The organism is Winogradskyella poriferorum (assembly GCF_036553625.1).
GTDB lineage: Bacteria > Bacteroidota > Bacteroidia > Flavobacteriales > Flavobacteriaceae > Winogradskyella > Winogradskyella poriferorum.
The window spans coordinates 88,102-106,234 of sequence record NZ_JAZHOU010000007.1 but is presented as its reverse complement, the minus strand read 5'-3'; the positions used below and the strand labels follow the sequence as shown (position 1 = coordinate 106,234).

The window sequence follows — 18,133 nt, the reverse complement described above, 5'->3', positions numbered from 1 at the left end:
TATGAAGAACTCATAACTAAATTTGTATTTTTGTTCTTCAAACTTCAAATTAAACCAATGGAACTTCCAAAATTCATTTTAGGCGATAACACAGACTATCCTGATGCTATATTCGTTATACATACTGAGTTTCCTAGATTTATTATTAATCTTGAAAACGATGAGGTAGAGTGGTTTGAAGAATTTGACCAACACGACCAAAAAGAGCTTGAAACCGAAGCCGAAAACTATATTAGAGAGGCTACAGAATTCTACGATAGAGAAGTAGCACGTTACGACGAAGACTAATGCTAGATAAACTTTTAGACCTAGATACTGAATTATTTGTATATCTCAATGGCCTTGGTTCGCCAACTTGGGATAGTATGTGGTTGGCTATTACGCATGAGTTTACCTTTGCTCCGCTTTACGCTTTATTACTGTTCTTAATTTACAGAAAGTTAGGGTGGAAAGCCCTTTTGTTTATCATTGTGACTATAGCATTAATGATTTTGTTTACAGACCAAACCACAAATATTGTTAAACGTACAGTTTTGCGTTTTAGACCATGCGCTTGCGATGAGATAAAGGACAGTATTCGTTTTATAGCAGAACGTTGCAGTAGTAACCGAAGTTTTTTCTCTGGCCACGCATCTAACTCAATGGCAGCAGCTGTTTTTGGCGGTTTAGTATTGAGACCGTACTTTAAAAATCTTATTTTTATTCTGCTTTTTTGGGCATTTTTAGTGGCCTACAGTCGTATTTATGTTGGTGTACATTTTCCAATAGATATTCTATGCGGAATGGCTTTTGGTGCCTTGGCTGGTTTTGGTTTTTATAAGCTTAATCAATATATCCTTAAGCGTTTTATTTCCGAGTAAGTTTGTACAATTGGTTAAACAATCGTTTGTTGTACGTTCTAGAATCTTTTGAAGCACGATTAAGGTCGTAAGTATCGATAAATTCCATTTTATATAGTTCTGACAACACTTTAATAGTGTCAGGTTGCTTTGTTCTAGTTAGCAAATGGAAAGTTTTTTCAATAGGAATATTATAGCCTTCATCTGTTTTAAGACTAGGTATTTTATCACCGTAATTGTATATCATTTCTGGTGCTACATAGTCTAAATGATACAAATTAAGATTCTTGTCTTGTAATTCTGAAATAGGTTTGTAGTCAGTCGTTGTATGTGTCTCTGCTATTGGTAACGCAAATAGACCAACACTAAGCATAAAAGCTATTACCAAATAGAATACATTTTTAATGTTTTTCGATTTTAAATTTTTAAAGATTGTAACTCCAATAATTAATAAAATAATTGCTGTAACAATAAATCTGATAAGTACAGTACCATATAATACCGAACTCGAAAAAAACCAGATAACCCAAAATAGAGAAGCAATAGAAGCGATCAATCCAAACTGAAAATACACAGGAATAGTCTCGCGTTTGTCTTTTAGGTTTTTAAATTCACGGATTAAATATTCAATATAAAAGCCAATATTTATAGCAAGTGGAATTAATACAGGCATAAGGTATCGCGATTTCTTTTCAGGAATAACAGATAATAAAACTACCGCAATTATAGTCCAGAAGAAACTAAAACGATAAGCTCTTAAATCGGTGACACGAGATTTTAAATAAGGGTACAATAAGCTTATAAATGCAGGAATAGTCCATAATCCACTTTGCACAAAAAAGCTCCAATAATAATAAAATGGTCTTACATTATAACTGCTCCAATTAGATGTTTCTCTGGCAGCTATAGCAGCAAAGGTTTCAGGATCTGCGATGCGTACATGCATATACCACCAACCACCAAGTACAACACCAAATATCAATAAACTGAATAGTTTTAAGAAGTGCAACAGATTGCCTTTTGGTTTTAGAGCGATGCCATAAGCAATAGCAAAGGATAAAAACAATACATACAAAGACACAGGACCTTTAGATAACACAGAACCTGCTATAAACAACACAAAGAGAAGGCTACTAAGTATACTCGTTTTCTGATGCTTCAACATAATAAAAAGCTGAAGTAAAGCCATAAGCATAAAGCCATGTGTGTATATATCCCAAGGCGCTTCAATAGTAATACCTATAACATAGAATGAACTCAATACTATAAATCCATTGACTAGGCTGTGCGATTTCGTCAGTTCTAGTTTCTTCGATATTAAATATGTTGAAATGCCAATACTTGCCAAAAACAAAAGCGCTGGCCAGCGAAGTGCGAGTACAGATTTTATTCCGAACAGCATACCGAAAAATGCTGTAATCCATGTTGGCAAGGGTGGCTTTTCATAGCGCGCTTCACCATTCATAGTGGTTAAAATCCAGTTGTTATCAGTAAGCATTTCTCTGGCCGAAATAAAGTTTCGAGCTTCCATAATACTAACAGGAATGGCATCTATGGTAAAACCAAGCATAACCAATACAAAAAGTAAAAGGCTGGTAATTGGATATTTTTCTATCAGCTTAATCATTGGTTTTTCGAATTAGATAAGCGTTTCTGGCATAAATCAACATGCCAAACAGATGACCAGTAAACAATACAGGATCTTTTCTAATAACCGCATAGGTTAAAATTAATGATGCACCGATTAAACTCAGTACCCAAAAACCCATTGGTAAAGAAGATTCTTTATGTCGTTCTGCATGAATCCATTGGTATACAAAACGTAGCGTGAAGATAACCTGAGCTATTATGCCTAAAATAAGTAGCCATGTTGGTATGGCTTCATTTTTAAAGAGCAGCTCTATGTCTATCTTATTATTATTGTAATAAAAAATCACAATTAGAACAGGGACAGTGAACAATAATATCTGAACCAGCTTCGGAAACTTTTGCCATTGGCCTTGTAACTGCAAATTTCGGATATAAATAAAATACGTTAAACTCTGACCAAGCATTATCGCAAAATCTAAACGTAAATACCCATAAATAAATAATAAGAATGATGCAACTAAGCTAAGGGTCCAAAACGTTGTTGGTGTTATAACTTTACGTTGCTTTTCAGATGTAACCCACTGAATGAGTAGTCTTGACGAGAACAGAATCTGCGCTAAAAAACCTATGCTATAAATAATCCAGTCTTTCATGTGCTAATATCTATTGCCTTTTAATGGACACATGGAACATCTTATTATCATTTCTATTTGTAATTAATAATTAATTGTTGATGTTTCATTTGCTGGTTTTAGCAACATCGTAGTTAATGTACTTTTTCTTCATCCATAGGTATGCAAAGCAATCCATAAGAGGACCAAGAAGACGATTCCAAAGTCCGAACTTTGCGGTACCAGCTATCCTTGGAAAATGACGTACAGGTATTTGGGTAACTCTACCATTCTGCAGCATTATCATTGCAGGTAAAAAACGATGCAAACCTCTAAACATAGGAATACGTTTAGCATATTCTGTTTTAATAATTTTAAGAGGGCAACCAGTATCATCCATACCATCTTTGGTAAACGCACGTCTTATACCATTGGCAATTTTAGAAGACATGTTTTTTACAAAGGAATCTTTTCTGTCTGCACGTACACCTGTTACGAGTTCGTTGTCATTAATATGATCTAGTAATAGATTAAAATCCTCTGGTGAAGTTTGTAAGTCCGAGTCTATGTAACCAACAAGTTCTGTGTCTGCATAATCAAAACCAGCTTTTATTGCTGCGCTTAAACCTCTATTTTCTTTAAAAAGCACATAGTCAAAAGCGTCGTTACGATTACAAATATCCTCAATCATAGTTTGGCTTTTGTCTTTAGAGCCATCATTAATAAACAATATACATGTTGGCACCGAAGCTATATTTATATAGTTTAAAAGCTCTGTTTCTACACGCTCAAGATTATCCTCTTCGTTATAAACAGGGACTATGATGGTTAACTTGTAGTTCATCTATTGTTAGAATTTCTGGCACAAAAGTATGCTTTTTTAATATTACAGAGAAACCTTGGTGTTCTCGACGTTTTAGGGTGAATTAAACTAACTTGAAATTTTAAGTAAATACTCAGCAGCAGCAAAAGGTGTTGTTTTGCCTTCTTCTACCAATTTAATTTGAGTTGGCAGCTCCTTTTTTATTTTTTCAGATTTATAGAAGTCAGATTTAAGACGCTCTTCAATAGTTTGAAGCAACCAAAATTTATTTTGATTATTTCTATTGTGTTCAAAATAACGATTAGAAGATGTGATTTTAAGATACTCTTGTATTACATCCCAAACATCAGAAATACCTTCTTGTTTTAAAGCACTACAAAGCGATACTTTTGGTGACCAACCTGAATCTTTTTCGGGATACAAATGCAAGGCTCTATTAAATTCTACTTTGGCAGACTTGGCAGCTTTGAGATTATCTCCATCGGCTTTATTAATCACAATGGCATCTGCCATTTCTATAATGCCTCGTTTTATGCCTTGCAGTTCATCACCTGCACCAGCAAGTTTTAAAAGTAAAAAGAAATCGACCATACTGTGTACAGCAGTTTCACTTTGGCCTACACCAACAGTTTCAATAATTATAGTGTCAAATCCAGCAGCTTCACAAAGTATAATAGTTTCTCGGGTTTTTCTTGCGACACCACCAAGTGAGTCTCCAGAAGGTGAAGGTCTAATAAAAGCATTTTTATCTTTCACCAAATCTTCCATTCTGGTTTTATCACCAAGAATACTACCTTTACTGAGGCTACTACTTGGGTCAACAGCAAGTACGGCAACTTTTCTGCCAATGCTTGTTAGATAACTACCAAAAGCTTCAATAAATGTACTCTTACCAACACCAGGAACTCCTGTGATGCCAATTCTTACAGATTGGTTAGCATATGGCAAACAATCAGTAATAATATCGTGTGCTTTTTGAGTGTGAGTCTGATTTGTGCTTTCTACTAAGGTAATAGCTCTGCTGAGGTCAGTAATGTTTCCTGCAGTGATGCCTTTTACTAAATCCTCAACAGATGGTTGTTTTTTGCGTTTAGCTTTTATAAATTTAGCAGAGTTAGAACTAAAAGTTTTAGGAGGCTCAATACCGTCTTGTTCGTGTAAAGCAGATTTATATGGTTCACTTTTTTTAGCCACAATATTTAAGGTTAATCTAATTTTGGATAGGTCTGCATTGGTATTTCAATCAATGTTTTATCCCAAGCCATAGTAAGCTTTAAATCACCTGTTTTATTATCAAAGGCAATAGTGAATTTTTCTACAACTTCTTCCAGTTTTTGCTTAGGAACTTCAATCTCAATAGCATCATAATTAGGATCCCACATTGGTTCCATTTTCTCGTTAACTCCCCATTCATACTGCTTGGTATTAAACATTACCTTCCAAGAATTTTCCATTGGCACAGTCCAAAGGGTATATTTTCCTTTTTTAAGACGCATACCATCAATCATTAAGTCTTCGTTAGTTTCAAAAGTTGTAGCTTCGTTTGCACCAGTCCTCCAAACTTCATTAAATGGTACAAGTGCACCAAAAATATCACGTTCGCGTTTAGAAGGTCTGTTGTATTCAACCTTTAACTTTAAATCATTAAGCGTAACTTTTGCAGTGTCTTTTGGACTTAAGCGTGAGGCAAAAATATTTTCAACAAAAACAGAATACAATAACAGACCTAAAGCTATTATTGATAATACAATAAGAATGCGTTTTAGCATAGTGAGTTTTCTTAAGCAGTTTTTAGCTAATTTATATGTGCTGAATATACTTCAGCAAATTTTAAAAAATAAAGATAATTCAATTCCCTAAATTTATAGAACAGAACGCAGAAATTTAAGCAAATCTTATAAAATCAATTTTTTTTGAAATTTTTTGCAACACTCAAAAATTTATGTCGTCTTTAAAGTGAACCAATCAAAAAAAAACTAATTAGTCATTAATACGTTCCAGATTCATATTGTTGAAAAATGCAAACAGAATGACAGGCAGGCGCAAATGCAATTGTATAGACAATATTGCGACGGCATGCTTATCGTGGCACTTCGATTTGTAAAAGATACTATGGAAGCAGAAGATATTGTGCAGGAAGCATTCATAAAAGCATTTTCAAGATTAGATCAATACAGAGCTGAAGTAAGTTTTGGTGCATGGTTAAAGCGCATTGTAGTGAATAGATGTATTGATGTATTAAAATCTAAAAAACAACGATTAGTAGAATTAGAAGAGCATCATCTTAATGTGGTTGATGCAAAAGATGAAAATGAATGGTTGGTTGATGATGATATTACTATTGAAGATGTAAAATCAGCAATTGAAGAATTGCCCGAAAAATATAGATATGTCGTCATGCTCTATTTAATTGAAGGTTATGACCACAGTGAAATCTCAGAGATATTAAATATTTCTGAAGTGGCTTCAAGAACACAATTATCCAGAGGAAAACAAAAGTTACAAACCGTATTAAAAACAGAAAGAAATGGCACAAGATCTTAGAAATTTATTTGAGAAAGATAGGTTGACACAGCGCGCAAAAATGTCTCAAGATCATGAAGCACGCTTTTTAGATAAGCTAGATAAAGAATTGCCAATTGAGAATAAATCTAGTGGATTTAGTTTCTTAAATATTGCTGCGAGTGTAGTAGTCTTACTTGGTTTAAGTTTTGGTGCTTACAAGTATTTTCAAACTCCTATTGATGTGGAATCAAAACAAGAAATTGTAGATACAGATTTGAAGACGCTTGGCGATGTATCACCAGACCTCAAAAAAGTAGAAGATTATTATTTAGCAAGTATCAATTTAGAATTGTCTAAAGTAGAGTTAACACCACAAAACAAAGAATTGTTTGATGGCTATGTGTTAAGACTGCAGGAGCTAAATAAAGAATACGATAAACTACTAGAAGAGCTTAATGAAAATGGACCAAACTCTGTAACCTTAGATGCTCTTATAGAAAATTTAAAGCTGAGATTAAACCTTGTAATGCGTCTAAAAGACAAGTTAGAAGAGTTTAATGACGATGCCTTTGAACAAGAAATTACGTAATCAAATCAAAAATCATAAATCAAAAAACGAACAGTTAAATCAAAAAATCATGAACACAATTAGAATTTTAGTGTTGTGCTTGTTAACCACTTTTGGTTATGCACAAAAAAAGTTAAGTAAAATATCGCAGTCTATAAAGGTAGATAAGGATGTTGTAGTAGACTTAAATACAAGTTATGCCGAAATTGAAATCGATACATGGAACAGAGATATCGTGGAAATTGAAGCCTATTTAGAAAGCGATAAACTATCTGAAGCAGAATTAGAAAAAGCCTTAGAGGCTTGGAATCTCAAAGTTGATGGTTCTAATAATAAAGTAGTGATTTCCTCTCATGGTGCGCGTGCTATAGGTTTGTATGGAGAAGGAGATTATACTGCAATATTAAAAGACTTAGAGTTTGAGTTGGCAGATTTACCAGAAATACCTGAAGTTATTGTACTGCCTGAAATCCCAGAATTAGCTGCTATGCCAAAGATGCCAGAGTTACCAGAAATGCCAGAATTTCCCGAGCTTCCGGAATTACCAGAGGGTATAAAAACTATTAAGTTTGATTATGATAAATACCAAAAGGAAGGTGAGAAGTATTTAAGTGAATGGAGTAAACGCTACGAAAAAGAAGGTGGTAAAGAACTACAAAACCGTATGGAAGCATGGGCTAAGAAATTTGCAGAATCTGGTTACCAAGAAAAAATGGCTAAATGGGGCGAAGAGTACGGTAAACGCTTTGAAGGAAAATGGGCTAAAGACATGGAAAAATGGGGCGAGGAATTCGGCGAAAAATATGCCAAAGAGATGGAAAAATGGGGAGAAGAATTTGGTGAGAAGTTTGGCAAGGAATGGGAAGAGAAAATGGAAGCTTGGGGAGAACGTTTTGGCCAACAAATGGAAAGACAAGCTCAGCTTATGGAGAGACAAGTAGAACGCGCAGAACGTATGAAGGAGCGTACTGCCGAACGCTCTAAAGAAATGGCAGAACGCAGAAAGGAAATGAGAGAAAGAAAAGCAGCAATAGGATATGCTAGAAAATTAGAATCTGGCAGCAATAGCAAAGTTCGTAAGGTGATTAAAATTAAAATCCCTAAAAAAGCGAAACTAAAAACTAACATAAGACATGGTGAGTTAAAAATATCTTCGGTTATTCATAACCTACAAGGAGATATCTCTCACGCCTTTTTGGTAGCAGATAACATTGATGGAGGTGAGACCTCCATTAATGTTTCTTATTCGCCTGTAGTAATTAATTCATGGAATTTAGGAACTTTAAATCTAAATTATGTGGATAAAGCACAGATTAAAAATGTTAAGAATTTAGTGTTAAATGCTAAGTCTTCAAACATTAATATTGAAACATTATCTGATACAGGCATTATAGATGGAAGTTTTGGTGACCTTACGATTTCAAATCTTGCCGAGACGTTTAAAAATCTAAACTTGGTTTTAGAAAATAGTGATGCTTTTGTTAACCTGCCAAAAAATGTAGATTATAACATGTATTTTAAGGGTAGTAGATCTAAATTCAATAATAAAGCTACTTCACAAAAGACCATTAGAAACGGTGAAGACAGCCAAAGCTCTAATAGAAGCATTGTCGTTAACGCCAAGTTTAGTAATGTTATTATGAATTAACTATTAAAAGTTAAATCTGTCATTCTGAATTGTTCCACTAAGCGCAGTCGAAGTGTACTTCAGAATGTTTATTAGTTGCAACTAGGCATCGTAGCTTTTCTTCCTATTTTCCATTAAAATAGATTCTTATTTTTGTGGAAATTTTGTTTTTTATGACCTTATCTTCTTTTGAAGAATTTCTAAAATCACTTCAAGCACACCCTTTAATTCATCCTAGTGTTTCTCATAATGCTTATGTGCCACTGGATTTATCTATTCATAATAAGGAATTAGATAGTGTTGAGGTATCATCTTCTAATGCTTTGGAATTATATATCTGGAATCATTTAAATGCTAATAACGCTAAAGTTGCTTTTGGTGGGTATTTAGAGCATCGTGCTATCTATAACCGAAGTGATTATTTTAATACAGCCAAACCAGAAGAAGAACGCAATATTCATTTAGGATTAGACCTTTGGATTGAAGCAGGCACTGAAATTAATGCTCCTTTAGATGGGAAAATCCATAGTTTTAAAAATAATACTAATTATGGTGATTATGGACCAACACTAATTTTGGAGCATCATTTTGAAAACGAAACGTTTTTCACTTTATATGGTCATTTAAGTTTAGAGTCCATTAGTAATTTAAAAGTTGGAGTAGAAGTAAAGCAAGGAGACACAATCGCAACTCTTGGCACTGCTGAAGTTAATGGTGATTATGCGCCACATTTGCATTTTCAGATTATAAAGGATATTCAGAATTACAAAGGCGATTATCCAGGTGTGAGCAATCAACTCGATTTAGAATTTTATAAAACGAATTGCCCTAACCCGAATTTACTTTTAAAAGTTTAGTTGTTTTTTGCTTTTTCTGTTGCTTTAAAAATCCATTCAATAACAAAGCACAACACTATTATACCTGCAGATACCAATACACCTGTAAGGTTAGATTTGTATTGCTGATGAATAAGAATGACCAATGCTATAAGACATAATATAAATCCTAAAAGTGGAATTATTTTCAGGCTTTTGGTATCCTTTGAGCATTTATAACCTACCAAATTTACAATGCCAAAAATTAAAATGAAGCCAACACTTCCAGCAGTAGATATACTTTCTAAATCTAAAATGTTAACCAAAACTAGAGTTGCCATTGCCGTAATTAACAACCCAATTGGTTTATTCCATAGTTTTGATAAAAAGTGATTTGGTAATTCGTCATCTTCAGCTATTTCAAAATTTACACGGCTTCCTCCATATAAAGATGCGTTTATGGCAGAAAATGTAGAAATCAAGGCAGCAATAGTAATAATGGTAAAACCAATTTGTCCTAACATGGGTTTAGCTGCTTCGGCTAATACGTAATCTTCGGCTTTAGCAATTTTATCGAAAGCCAGTGATCCTACGGTGACTATAGCAATTATGATATAGAGTATAATTACAAAAATCACTGAATAAAAGTAAGCTTTTGGAATATTTTTTTCAGGATTTGTTATGTCAGGTGCTGCATTGGCGATTAATTCAAAACCTTCATAAGCTACAAAAATTACCATTCCGGCAGCAAAGAGTTGTAATGGGTTTTCCCAATTAGAAATTGCAAGTTGCGATAAATTTTCATTTCCAATTAATCCATAAGCTCCAATACCTATAAAACTTATAAGTATTACTAATTTGATGATAACAGCATACGATTCAATTTTACCAACAACAGCAATACTGTAATAGTTAATAGCAGTTGCAAGGATAATTATAGAGCTTGCATAAATGTGAAAGTCTACTGTTTTGTCTGAAGTGATTTCTAATAAATTAGGTGCATAGGAACCAAATGCTGATGCATATAATGAAAGCATTATTATGTAACTAATCCATAACAAATTATTAATAGCACCACTAAATATAGAAATACCAAAACCTTGATTAATAAACTTAACCGTTCCGCCTCTGTCAGGATATTTTTTTGAAAGCTTAGCATAGCTGTAAGACGTTATTAAAGCCAAAGCTCCAGCAAATAAGAAGGCAATTGGAGTACCACCCTGGGCAATAGACACAGCCAAGCCGAGAACAGCAAAAATACCGCCACCAACCATACCGCCTATACCTATAGATATGGCTTCTTTTAAATCTATTTTATCTGACATAAAAGTTTAAAATTTTTCAAAATCATTAATTGCAAAAGCATTTTGGTATTGTTCTTCACCAATTGTTCCTCCTTCAGAAGAATCATAATCCATAGTTATTTTCCAAATACCATCGCTCTTTTTTAAAAGTACATGAAACTGACTATAGTAGACTTGTTCATTGTCTGTTCCTTTATTTCTAACCAATTTATAAATGCCTCTTTCGCTCGCATTAGTGTCGTTGTTTATGCGTTCAAAAAAACGGAGTGAAATAGTGCTTGTTTGTTCTGCTACTTTATCACGTTCAAAACCAGTTTTATAATTATTTATATAAGTATCGTAATCTAAAATCCGATTTCCACCAGAAACTCGTACCAAATCTTTAGAATGAATTTCTGCCATTAAAGTATAATCCAGAGTTTCAAAAGCTTTGTAGAACTTTTCCCAAGTTTTATTGATGTCTTCTAAGTTTGTTTTGGTTTGAGAAAAACTAAATAGTATCGTAGTGCAAAAGAAGAGCGTAGCAATAAACGTTTTCATTAAGTTTTGTCTTAGTTAGTGGGTTTAAGGTAGTCAAAAAAATAATACGCTTTCCTAAAAACTAAAACTGATAACTCTACTTCACAGTCAATTTCTTTGGTGAAAAGATAAATTGCATACCTATTTTAAGCAATAAAAAAGGTAGAATAATCAACACTGAAGTCCATAGATTATCTGGCGAAAATGTCTCAGGAAAAGGTTTCACAATAAAAAACATTATGATACCTCCCAGTATTATTGAAATATGCAATACCAGCATGTTAGATGTAAATTGTCCAAAACTAGCTATTGTTTTGTCTTCGTTGAGATTTATGTAGATATGCTCAAATAGGACAAACAGTAAATTTATATTGAAAAACCAATTTTTAAAAAACAGAATTTCCATATTGATTAATGTAATATCAGAGTTGTTCCAGTTGGCAATCAACCCAAAAAATACAATAATGAATACCAAATAGATGAACATCATAAACAAAGAGCCAAACATAAATTTAGAACCTATTTGGTTGTCGCTATTGCTTTTGTTGTGTCTGTAAAAAAGACGTCTAACAACTATTCTAATAAACTCATTCCACCAAAAAAAGTAAATGACATAAAATACTGTTGTTTGTCCGTAGCCAATAGATAAAGCGGTTAGTAGTGCGAAAATTAAAAAATCCCATTCCCTAAGATGTTTCTTGGGTTGTGCTACAATGCTGGCTAGTATAGACATATCTCTTTTGTAAGTTAAAAAGTAAAACTACAATTGCTATTTCTATTTCGGAATACGTAGTTCTGCGTATTTATTCTAGAATTTGGAACGAGATCAGGTTGATAAAATTCGTCACTTCGAGTGGATTTTTCGATTGAAATGAGAAAAATTTGTATCGAGAAGCTGAATTTTTTCAATAAACAAGTTCTCGATACAATTTTTTAAGCTTCGCTTAGGTATCTTCAAACAAAAAATATTTTGTTTTCGATAATCTCAAAATCACTCGAACTGACTATATCATTTTGTTTTTTAAATGTCCAAAGAGCACTTCCTTATGTCATTTAATAGTTTAACCTATTAATTAGGCATATAGTAATTACCATCATAGCTACCAGAAATAACCTGTCCGTCGTTTCTGGTGAAGCTAAATGTAAAAACAATGTTGAATTGCGTAAAGTTAGTTACGGTTACTGAACCAGACTGTGCATACACATCTGATTGTGAATCATCATCAGAAAGTAAAACAGTACCAGCTGTAAATTCACTATTCGTTATGCTGCTGTTTATGGAAACATCGTAGCTGTCAATCTCATTATAAGTGGTGTTCTGAATGGTGGGATCAACAATTTTAAAGTTGACATAGTTAATATCGCTCAAATCATTGTTGCTTGTAATTTCAGAACTGGTTTTGTTAAAAAGACTAATACTTATGTCACTTGGGTCATTATTTGCGGTATTTTCGTCCACAATTATTACCGACATTAAATCATAAGTATTTCCATTAAAAGTAAACGCATTATTGGTTTCATCTGGAATTGAGCTTGTATCATCCGAAGAACACGATACAAATGCTATACATAGCACTAACGTAAGTATGCGAAATAGATTTGGGTTCATAATAAATTAATTATAAGTAGGTTATAATGTAAATATAGAATAAAAAAATTAATGTTTATTCACACTCAGCCTGAGTGATTTTATTTTTCCATTGTATCCAATACTCCTGTAAGCCTTCTTTTGTGATTTTTAAGTCACTGATGTCTAATTTTTGCCCATTCATTAAAGCTCCTTTGAGTTGTTTCTTTCTTTGGGAAAGGGCAGGAGTGTGGTTCCAACCACCAACATGATCAAAAGAGGTGTAAGCATCACATTTTTTGGCAACCCTCACAAACGGAATTTTTAAATAATAAGTTACTGTACCAGAACCCATACCCTCTGTAGTCATTTCTATCTTAGAGAAATCCACTTTACTATACTTCTCGACTTTATATAAAGCTTTTAGATGGTCACCAACTTTAGCAGACATAGTATTAGAGAATTGATGTGCTACATCACTGCCATTTATAAATTCTTTACCTATGTATGTACCCTCGCAATTGTTGTTTGTGCAGGTAATGTCATTATTTTGAGTTAGATTAGTGGCTAGCTCTTTTTTTGGGTTAGAGCATGAAAGACCTATGAATATTGCTCCAAGTATGATTATGATTTTGATTAACTTCATGTAATAAAATTAAAAAATCCTGATGGTTTACATCAGGATTTTAGATCCTGAAATAAATTCAGGATGACAATCTTTGTTTAAGGTTTAATCATTAACCAAAACCCATTCTCCTTTTTCAATTAAAGGAATAGCTTGTTTGTATTTTACTTCTTTGCTTTCACCACTCATAACATGCTTAATAATTACCTTATCGTTACGACCAATTTTTGGTTGCTCTCTAACAATAGTTTCTACCACTTGTTGCTGTTGGCGAGATGCTCCTTGCCCTGCAGCTCTGCTTTGTGCAGCACGCTCGTCCATATTAGGGATTTCCTCTTTCTGCGTTTCAAGCTTTTCTTGCTTACGTTGCTTTGCTTCTTGAATGGTGTTGGCAGTTTCCTGAGGAATTTCACCTTTAAATAAGAACGAAATCACATCTTTATTCACCTGATCTATCATCGTTTTAAATAATTCAAAAGCTTCAAACTTATAAATCAATAACGGATCTTTTTGCTCATGTACTGCTAACTGTACAGACTGCTTTAACTCATCCATTTTACGTAAATGTGTTTTCCAAGCATCATCTACAATGGCAAGTGTAATGTTCTTTTCAAAATCATTAATTAACTGCTTACCTTTTGTTTCGTATGCTTTTTCTAAGTCTGTTACAACTTGTAAATTCTTAACGCCATCTGTAAAAGGTACAACGATACGCTTAAATCTGTCGCGTTGCGTGTTGTACACATTTTCAATTACAGGGTAGGCTAAGTCAGCCGCACGTTGCATTTTTTCACGATAATGCTTAAAGGCTTCTTTGTAGATAACTCCTGCTATTTCCTGCTCACCCATTTTAGCAAATTCTGCTTCAGTAATTGGCGATGCCATTGAAAAGTAACGGATTAATTCAAACTCAAAGTTTTTGAAGTCGTTAGCAGCTTTGTTGCTCATTGCAATACCTTCCGACGTATCAAAAATCATGTTGGCTAAATCCACACGAAGACGCTCACCATGTAAGGCATGACGACGACGTTTGTAAACCACTTCACGCTGCGCGTTCATAACATCATCATACTCTAACAAACGCTTACGAACACCAAAGTTATTTTCTTCCACTTTTTTCTGAGCACGCTCAATAGACTTAGAAATCATAGAATGCTGAATCACTTCACCTTCTTTAAGTCCCATTCTATCCATCATTTTAGCGATACGCTCAGAACCAAATAGACGCATTAAATTGTCTTCTAGAGACACATAAAATTGCGAACTTCCTGGATCTCCTTGACGACCAGCTCTACCGCGTAACTGTCTGTCTACACGACGCGAATCGTGACGCTCTGTACCAACAATGGCTAAACCTCCAGCGGCTTTAACTTCGTCACTCAACTTAATATCTGTACCACGACCAGCCATATTGGTAGCAATTGTTACCTGACCAGCATTACCAGCTAGCGCTACAATCTCTGCTTCACGTTTGTGCTGCTTCGCGTTAAGAACGTTATGTGGAATCTTACGAATGCTCAACATTTTACCTAAAAGCTCAGAAATCTCTACATTGGTTGTACCAATAAGCACTGGTCTTCCTGCGTTAGATAATTCTACAACTTCGTCAATAACAGCGTTGTATTTTTCACGCTTAGTTTTATAAACTAAATCTTCTCTGTCGTCTCTGGCAATTGGTCTGTTAGTTGGAATTTCAACAACATCTAATTTGTAGATTTCCCAGAACTCTCCAGCTTCAGTAACCGCAGTACCTGTCATACCAGACAGTTTGCGGTACATTCTAAAATAATTTTGAAGTGTAACCGTTGCAAACGTTTGTGTAGCAGCTTCAATCTTCACATTTTCCTTTGCTTCAATCGCTTGGTGTAATCCGTCTGAGTAACGACGACCATCCATAATACGACCAGTCTGCTCGTCTACAATCATTACCTTATTGTCCATTACTACGTATTGTACGTCTTTTTCAAAAAGTGCGTAAGCTTTTAGTAATTGGTTTAGGGTATGGATACGTTCAGATTTTATACCGAAATCTCTGAATAATTCTTCTTTAAGAACCGCTTCTTCTTCAGATGAAAGTCCTTTGTTTTCAATCTTTGCGATTTCGGTTCCCATTTCTGGCATCACGAAGAAATTAGGATCGTCTTTACCAGAAAGGTACTCAACACCTTTGTCGGTTAATTCAACTTGATTGTTTTTTTCATCTATAACATAATAAAGTTCTGCATCAATTTTGTGCATTTCTCTATTGTTGTCTTGCATGTAGAAGTTTTCAGTTTTTTGAAGTAATTGTTTTACTCCTTCTTCACTTAAAAACTTAATTAAAGCTTTATTTTTTGGAATACCTCTGTACACGCGTAAAAGTTGGAAACCACCTTCTTTAGTGTCTCCAGACGCAATTAGTTTTTTAGCTTCTGCTAAAACTCCTACTAAGTATTTGCGTTGTACTTCTTCAATTTGCTGAACCTTTGGTTTAAGCATGTCAAATTCGTGTTCCTCTCCTTTTGGAATAGGACCAGAAATAATTAAAGGTGTACGTGCATCATCAATTAATACAGAATCGACCTCATCGACAATCGCATAGTGATGACGGCGTTGTACTAAATCTTCTGGCGAATGCGCCATATTATCACGTAAGTAATCGAAACCAAATTCGTTATTAGTACCATAAGTGATATCTGCATTATACGCTTTGCGACGTGCATCTGAGTTTGGTGTATGGTAATCTATACAATCCACACTCAAGCCATGGAACTCAAAAATTGGTGCCATCCAGGCGCTATCACGTTTTGCTAGGTAATCGTTAACCGTTACAAGGTGAACACCTTTACCAGCTAAAGCATTAAGATATACAGGAAGTGTTGCTACTAAGGTTTTACCTTCACCAGTTTGCATCTCTGCAATTTTTCCTTGGTGCATTGCAATACCACCTATTAATTGCACATCATAGTGAATCATATCCCAAGTGATAGGCTTACCAGCCGCATCCCAAGAGTTTGCCCAAATAGCTTGATCACCATCTAGAGTAACGTAATCTTTATCACCAGAAACTTCTCTGTCAAAAGCATTAGCAGTTACCGGAATTTCAGTATTGTGAACAAAACGCTTAGCAGTTTCTTTTACTACAGCAAAGGCTTCTGGAAGGATGTCGTTAAGTACTTCTTCGGTAACTTCGTAGATTTCATCTTCTATTTTATCTGCTTCTTGGTAGATGTCTTCACGCTCGTCTATATCTTCTGTTTGTTCAGCTTTAGCTAAAAGTTCGTTTTGTCTTTCTAGAAGTGGTTTACGTGCTTCTGCTATTTTTTCTTTGAACTCAACAGTTTTTGCTCTTAGCTCGTCATGAGATAAGGCTTCAAGTGCTTGTTCAAATGTTTTTATTTTGTCTACGATTGGTTTAATGGCACTAACGTCTTGTTTAGATTTGTCTCCTACAAATACCTTTAGTACTTTATCTAATATGCCCATTTTGTATGTTTTGCTTCAGATTGATTGATACTCAATCTGTGTATTAATTTCAGTAAAATTTAACGGCTAAACAGCCGCTACGGTCTTCTCGTTTAAGAGAATCCGAAAATAAAAAAAGTCTCTCAGTTAAGATAACGCAAGAGACTTTTTTTGAGATTTTATTATATGTTAATATTCATCCTCATTCCAGAGGTAATCTTCATCTGTTGGATAGTCTGGCCAAATTTCTTCGATAGAATCGTAAGAATCTCCTTCGTCTTCTATTGCTTGTAAATTTTCTACAACTTCAAGAGGTGCTCCTGTTCTAATCGCGTAGTCTATAAGCTCATCTTTTGTTGCTGGCCAAGGTGCATCACTTAAATACGATGCTAATTCTAATGTCCAATACATTTGCGTTGTGTGTTTTAATTTTTTGCAAAAATAATTTTTTAACTGAATTATTCAAGAAAAAAGTAAATTAATTATTCATTATTAAAAAGAACGTGTTGTTTTTAACTATTTCAGACTATTAATTTGCTGTCATAATCCTATTCTGAATAGATTGCCACGCTTTGTTTGCAATGGCTACAATTTTTACGATTCTTTTTGAGGAATCCATTTTATTTCTTCAGCGTGTAAGTCATGAGACAACTTCCGTGCCAACACAAAAAGGTAGTCAGAAAGGCGGTTTATGTACATTAGCGTTTCTGGTTGAAAAGGCTCTAAATCATTAAGGTGCGAGGCTATTCGCTCAGCTCTGCGGCACACTGTACGTGCTATGTGACAGAATGACACGGTTTGGTGACCACCAGGTAAAACAAAATGTGTCATAGGTGGTAAACTTGCTTCCATGGCATCCATTTCTTTTTCCAAACGTTCTATATCTTCATTGGATATTTTTGGGATTTTTAAGCGTTGCTCACCATTTTTTAAAGTAGCTTTTTCGGGATCGGTTGCTAAAATGGCACCAACAGTAAATAAGCGATCTTGAATATGCATTAAAGTATTTTTGTACAACTGATCAATGTCTTGATCTCTGATGAGGCCTATATACGAGTTAAGTTCATCAATAGTACCGTAACTTTCTATACGAATATGATGTTTAGGAACACGTGTGCCACCAAATAGGGCAGTAGTACCTTTATCTCCTGTTTTTGTGTATACTTTCATAAAAACAAATTTACGAGTTAAAAGTTGTAAAGTGCAAAGTTAGTGGAATTGATTAACCGTTTATTTGTGTAGTTGTTTATTAGTTAGGTGTTGAGAAGTTGATGGATTTATTCGATTTTTTAGCTT

Annotated in this window: 19 protein-coding genes; 6 read left to right on the top strand and 13 right to left on the bottom strand. The window is 34.3% G+C overall.

Going from position 1 to position 18,133, the window contains the following annotated elements:
- Positions 1-57: 57 nt before the first annotated feature.
- Positions 58-288 carry a hypothetical protein gene (locus V1468_RS15395; protein WP_243472493.1) on the top strand — a complete coding sequence of 77 codons (231 nt, stop codon included), beginning with the start codon at positions 58-60 and terminating at the stop codon, positions 286-288.
- Complete coding sequence (locus V1468_RS15390) at positions 288-860, top strand: phosphatase PAP2 family protein (protein WP_331811098.1); 573 nt, start codon at positions 288-290, stop codon at positions 858-860. Before V1468_RS15395 ends, V1468_RS15390 begins: the two co-directional genes overlap by 1 nt.
- Here the strand turns inward: V1468_RS15390 and V1468_RS15385 are convergent.
- From V1468_RS15385 to V1468_RS15365, 5 genes are all read right to left on the bottom strand, one after another.
- On the bottom strand, positions 847-2,466 hold the full coding sequence (locus tag V1468_RS15385) for an ArnT family glycosyltransferase (protein WP_331811097.1): 1,620 nt from the start codon (positions 2,464-2,466) through the stop codon (positions 847-849). The two genes, V1468_RS15390 and V1468_RS15385, sit on opposite strands and share 14 nt — an antisense overlap.
- A complete protein-coding gene (locus V1468_RS15380; RefSeq protein WP_331811096.1) occupies positions 2,459-3,082 on the bottom strand; it encodes a lipid-A-disaccharide synthase N-terminal domain-containing protein in 624 nt (207 codons plus the stop codon). The genes V1468_RS15385 and V1468_RS15380 overlap by 8 nt, the downstream gene beginning before the upstream one ends.
- A gap of 85 nt (positions 3,083-3,167) precedes the next feature.
- Positions 3,168-3,884: a glycosyltransferase family 2 protein gene (locus V1468_RS15375; protein ID WP_331811095.1), complete on the bottom strand. Its 717-nt coding sequence runs from the start codon at positions 3,882-3,884 to the stop codon at positions 3,168-3,170.
- Positions 3,885-3,971: 87 nt separating this feature from the next.
- A complete protein-coding gene (gene meaB, locus V1468_RS15370) occupies positions 3,972-5,057 on the bottom strand; it encodes a methylmalonyl Co-A mutase-associated GTPase MeaB (protein ID WP_331811094.1) in 1,086 nt (361 codons plus the stop codon).
- Between the two features lie 11 nt (positions 5,058-5,068).
- Positions 5,069-5,632 (bottom strand): DUF2911 domain-containing protein, encoded by a 564-nt coding sequence (locus V1468_RS15365; protein WP_331811093.1) that lies wholly within the window; start codon positions 5,630-5,632, stop codon positions 5,069-5,071.
- A 217-nt stretch (positions 5,633-5,849) separates the two neighbouring features.
- Between V1468_RS15365 and V1468_RS15360 the strand changes: the two genes are divergently transcribed.
- The 4 genes from V1468_RS15360 (at position 5,850) to V1468_RS15345 (ending at position 9,420) form a co-directional block, all read left to right on the top strand.
- Positions 5,850-6,407 (top strand): RNA polymerase sigma factor, encoded by a 558-nt coding sequence (locus V1468_RS15360; RefSeq protein ID WP_331811152.1) that lies wholly within the window; start codon positions 5,850-5,852, stop codon positions 6,405-6,407.
- Positions 6,391-6,957 (top strand): hypothetical protein, encoded by a 567-nt coding sequence (locus V1468_RS15355; RefSeq protein ID WP_331811092.1) that lies wholly within the window; start codon positions 6,391-6,393, stop codon positions 6,955-6,957. Before V1468_RS15360 ends, V1468_RS15355 begins: the two co-directional genes overlap by 17 nt.
- Before the next feature lie 49 nt (positions 6,958-7,006).
- Positions 7,007-8,584 (top strand): hypothetical protein, encoded by a 1,578-nt coding sequence (locus V1468_RS15350; protein ID WP_331811091.1) that lies wholly within the window; start codon positions 7,007-7,009, stop codon positions 8,582-8,584.
- 152 nt (positions 8,585-8,736) lie between these two features.
- Positions 8,737-9,420 (top strand): peptidoglycan DD-metalloendopeptidase family protein, encoded by a 684-nt coding sequence (locus V1468_RS15345; protein WP_331811090.1) that lies wholly within the window; start codon positions 8,737-8,739, stop codon positions 9,418-9,420.
- On the opposite strand, the gene V1468_RS15340 is transcribed toward V1468_RS15345, so the two are convergent.
- The 8 genes from V1468_RS15340 to V1468_RS15305 all read right to left on the bottom strand — a co-directional run bounded on the left by V1468_RS15340 (position 9,417) and on the right by V1468_RS15305 (position 18,007).
- Positions 9,417-10,703, bottom strand: a complete 1,287-nt coding sequence (locus V1468_RS15340) for an APC family permease (protein ID WP_331811089.1) — start codon at positions 10,701-10,703, stop codon at positions 9,417-9,419. The genes V1468_RS15345 and V1468_RS15340 overlap by 4 nt on opposite strands.
- Before the next feature lie 6 nt (positions 10,704-10,709).
- On the bottom strand, positions 10,710-11,222 hold the full coding sequence (locus V1468_RS15335; protein WP_331811088.1) for a nuclear transport factor 2 family protein: 513 nt from the start codon (positions 11,220-11,222) through the stop codon (positions 10,710-10,712).
- A gap of 76 nt (positions 11,223-11,298) precedes the next feature.
- On the bottom strand, positions 11,299-11,934 hold the full coding sequence (locus tag V1468_RS15330; protein ID WP_331811087.1) for a hypothetical protein: 636 nt from the start codon (positions 11,932-11,934) through the stop codon (positions 11,299-11,301).
- A gap of 336 nt (positions 11,935-12,270) precedes the next feature.
- Positions 12,271-12,810 (bottom strand): hypothetical protein, encoded by a 540-nt coding sequence (locus V1468_RS15325; protein ID WP_331811086.1) that lies wholly within the window; start codon positions 12,808-12,810, stop codon positions 12,271-12,273.
- 55 nt (positions 12,811-12,865) lie between these two features.
- Positions 12,866-13,414 carry a hypothetical protein gene (locus V1468_RS15320; protein WP_331811085.1) on the bottom strand — a complete coding sequence of 183 codons (549 nt, stop codon included), beginning with the start codon at positions 13,412-13,414 and terminating at the stop codon, positions 12,866-12,868.
- An 84-nt stretch (positions 13,415-13,498) separates the two neighbouring features.
- Positions 13,499-16,858 carry a preprotein translocase subunit SecA gene (gene secA / locus V1468_RS15315; protein ID WP_331811084.1) on the bottom strand — a complete coding sequence of 1,120 codons (3,360 nt, stop codon included), beginning with the start codon at positions 16,856-16,858 and terminating at the stop codon, positions 13,499-13,501.
- A 168-nt stretch (positions 16,859-17,026) separates the two neighbouring features.
- Entirely contained in the window at positions 17,027-17,248 is a 222-nt protein-coding gene (locus tag V1468_RS15310; protein WP_008272287.1) for a DUF2795 domain-containing protein, read from the bottom strand.
- A 183-nt stretch (positions 17,249-17,431) separates the two neighbouring features.
- Entirely contained in the window at positions 17,432-18,007 is a 576-nt protein-coding gene (locus V1468_RS15305; RefSeq protein WP_331811081.1) for a cob(I)yrinic acid a,c-diamide adenosyltransferase, read from the bottom strand.
- Positions 18,008-18,133 lie beyond the last annotated feature (126 nt).

Coding starts and splice junctions, on each gene's coding strand:
- V1468_RS15395 (WP_243472493.1), top strand. CDS start 58: ATGGAACTTCCAAAATTCATTTTAGGCGATAACACAGACTATCCTGAT.
- V1468_RS15390 (WP_331811098.1), top strand. CDS start 288: ATGCTAGATAAACTTTTAGACCTAGATACTGAATTATTTGTATATCTC.
- V1468_RS15385 (WP_331811097.1), bottom strand. CDS start 2,466: ATGATTAAGCTGATAGAAAAATATCCAATTACCAGCCTTTTACTTTTT.
- V1468_RS15380 (WP_331811096.1), bottom strand. CDS start 3,082: ATGAAAGACTGGATTATTTATAGCATAGGTTTTTTAGCGCAGATTCTG.
- V1468_RS15375 (WP_331811095.1), bottom strand. CDS start 3,884: ATGAACTACAAGTTAACCATCATAGTCCCTGTTTATAACGAAGAGGAT.
- V1468_RS15365 (WP_331811093.1), bottom strand. CDS start 5,632: ATGCTAAAACGCATTCTTATTGTATTATCAATAATAGCTTTAGGTCTG.
- V1468_RS15355 (WP_331811092.1), top strand. CDS start 6,391: ATGGCACAAGATCTTAGAAATTTATTTGAGAAAGATAGGTTGACACAG.
- V1468_RS15350 (WP_331811091.1), top strand. CDS start 7,007: ATGAACACAATTAGAATTTTAGTGTTGTGCTTGTTAACCACTTTTGGT.
- V1468_RS15345 (WP_331811090.1), top strand. CDS start 8,737: ATGACCTTATCTTCTTTTGAAGAATTTCTAAAATCACTTCAAGCACAC.
- V1468_RS15340 (WP_331811089.1), bottom strand. CDS start 10,703: ATGTCAGATAAAATAGATTTAAAAGAAGCCATATCTATAGGTATAGGC.
- V1468_RS15335 (WP_331811088.1), bottom strand. CDS start 11,222: ATGAAAACGTTTATTGCTACGCTCTTCTTTTGCACTACGATACTATTT.
- V1468_RS15330 (WP_331811087.1), bottom strand. CDS start 11,934: ATGTCTATACTAGCCAGCATTGTAGCACAACCCAAGAAACATCTTAGG.
- V1468_RS15325 (WP_331811086.1), bottom strand. CDS start 12,810: ATGAACCCAAATCTATTTCGCATACTTACGTTAGTGCTATGTATAGCA.
- V1468_RS15320 (WP_331811085.1), bottom strand. CDS start 13,414: ATGAAGTTAATCAAAATCATAATCATACTTGGAGCAATATTCATAGGT.
- secA (WP_331811084.1), bottom strand. CDS start 16,858: ATGGGCATATTAGATAAAGTACTAAAGGTATTTGTAGGAGACAAATCT.
- V1468_RS15310 (WP_008272287.1), bottom strand. CDS start 17,248: ATGTATTGGACATTAGAATTAGCATCGTATTTAAGTGATGCACCTTGG.
- V1468_RS15305 (WP_331811081.1), bottom strand. CDS start 18,007: ATGAAAGTATACACAAAAACAGGAGATAAAGGTACTACTGCCCTATTT.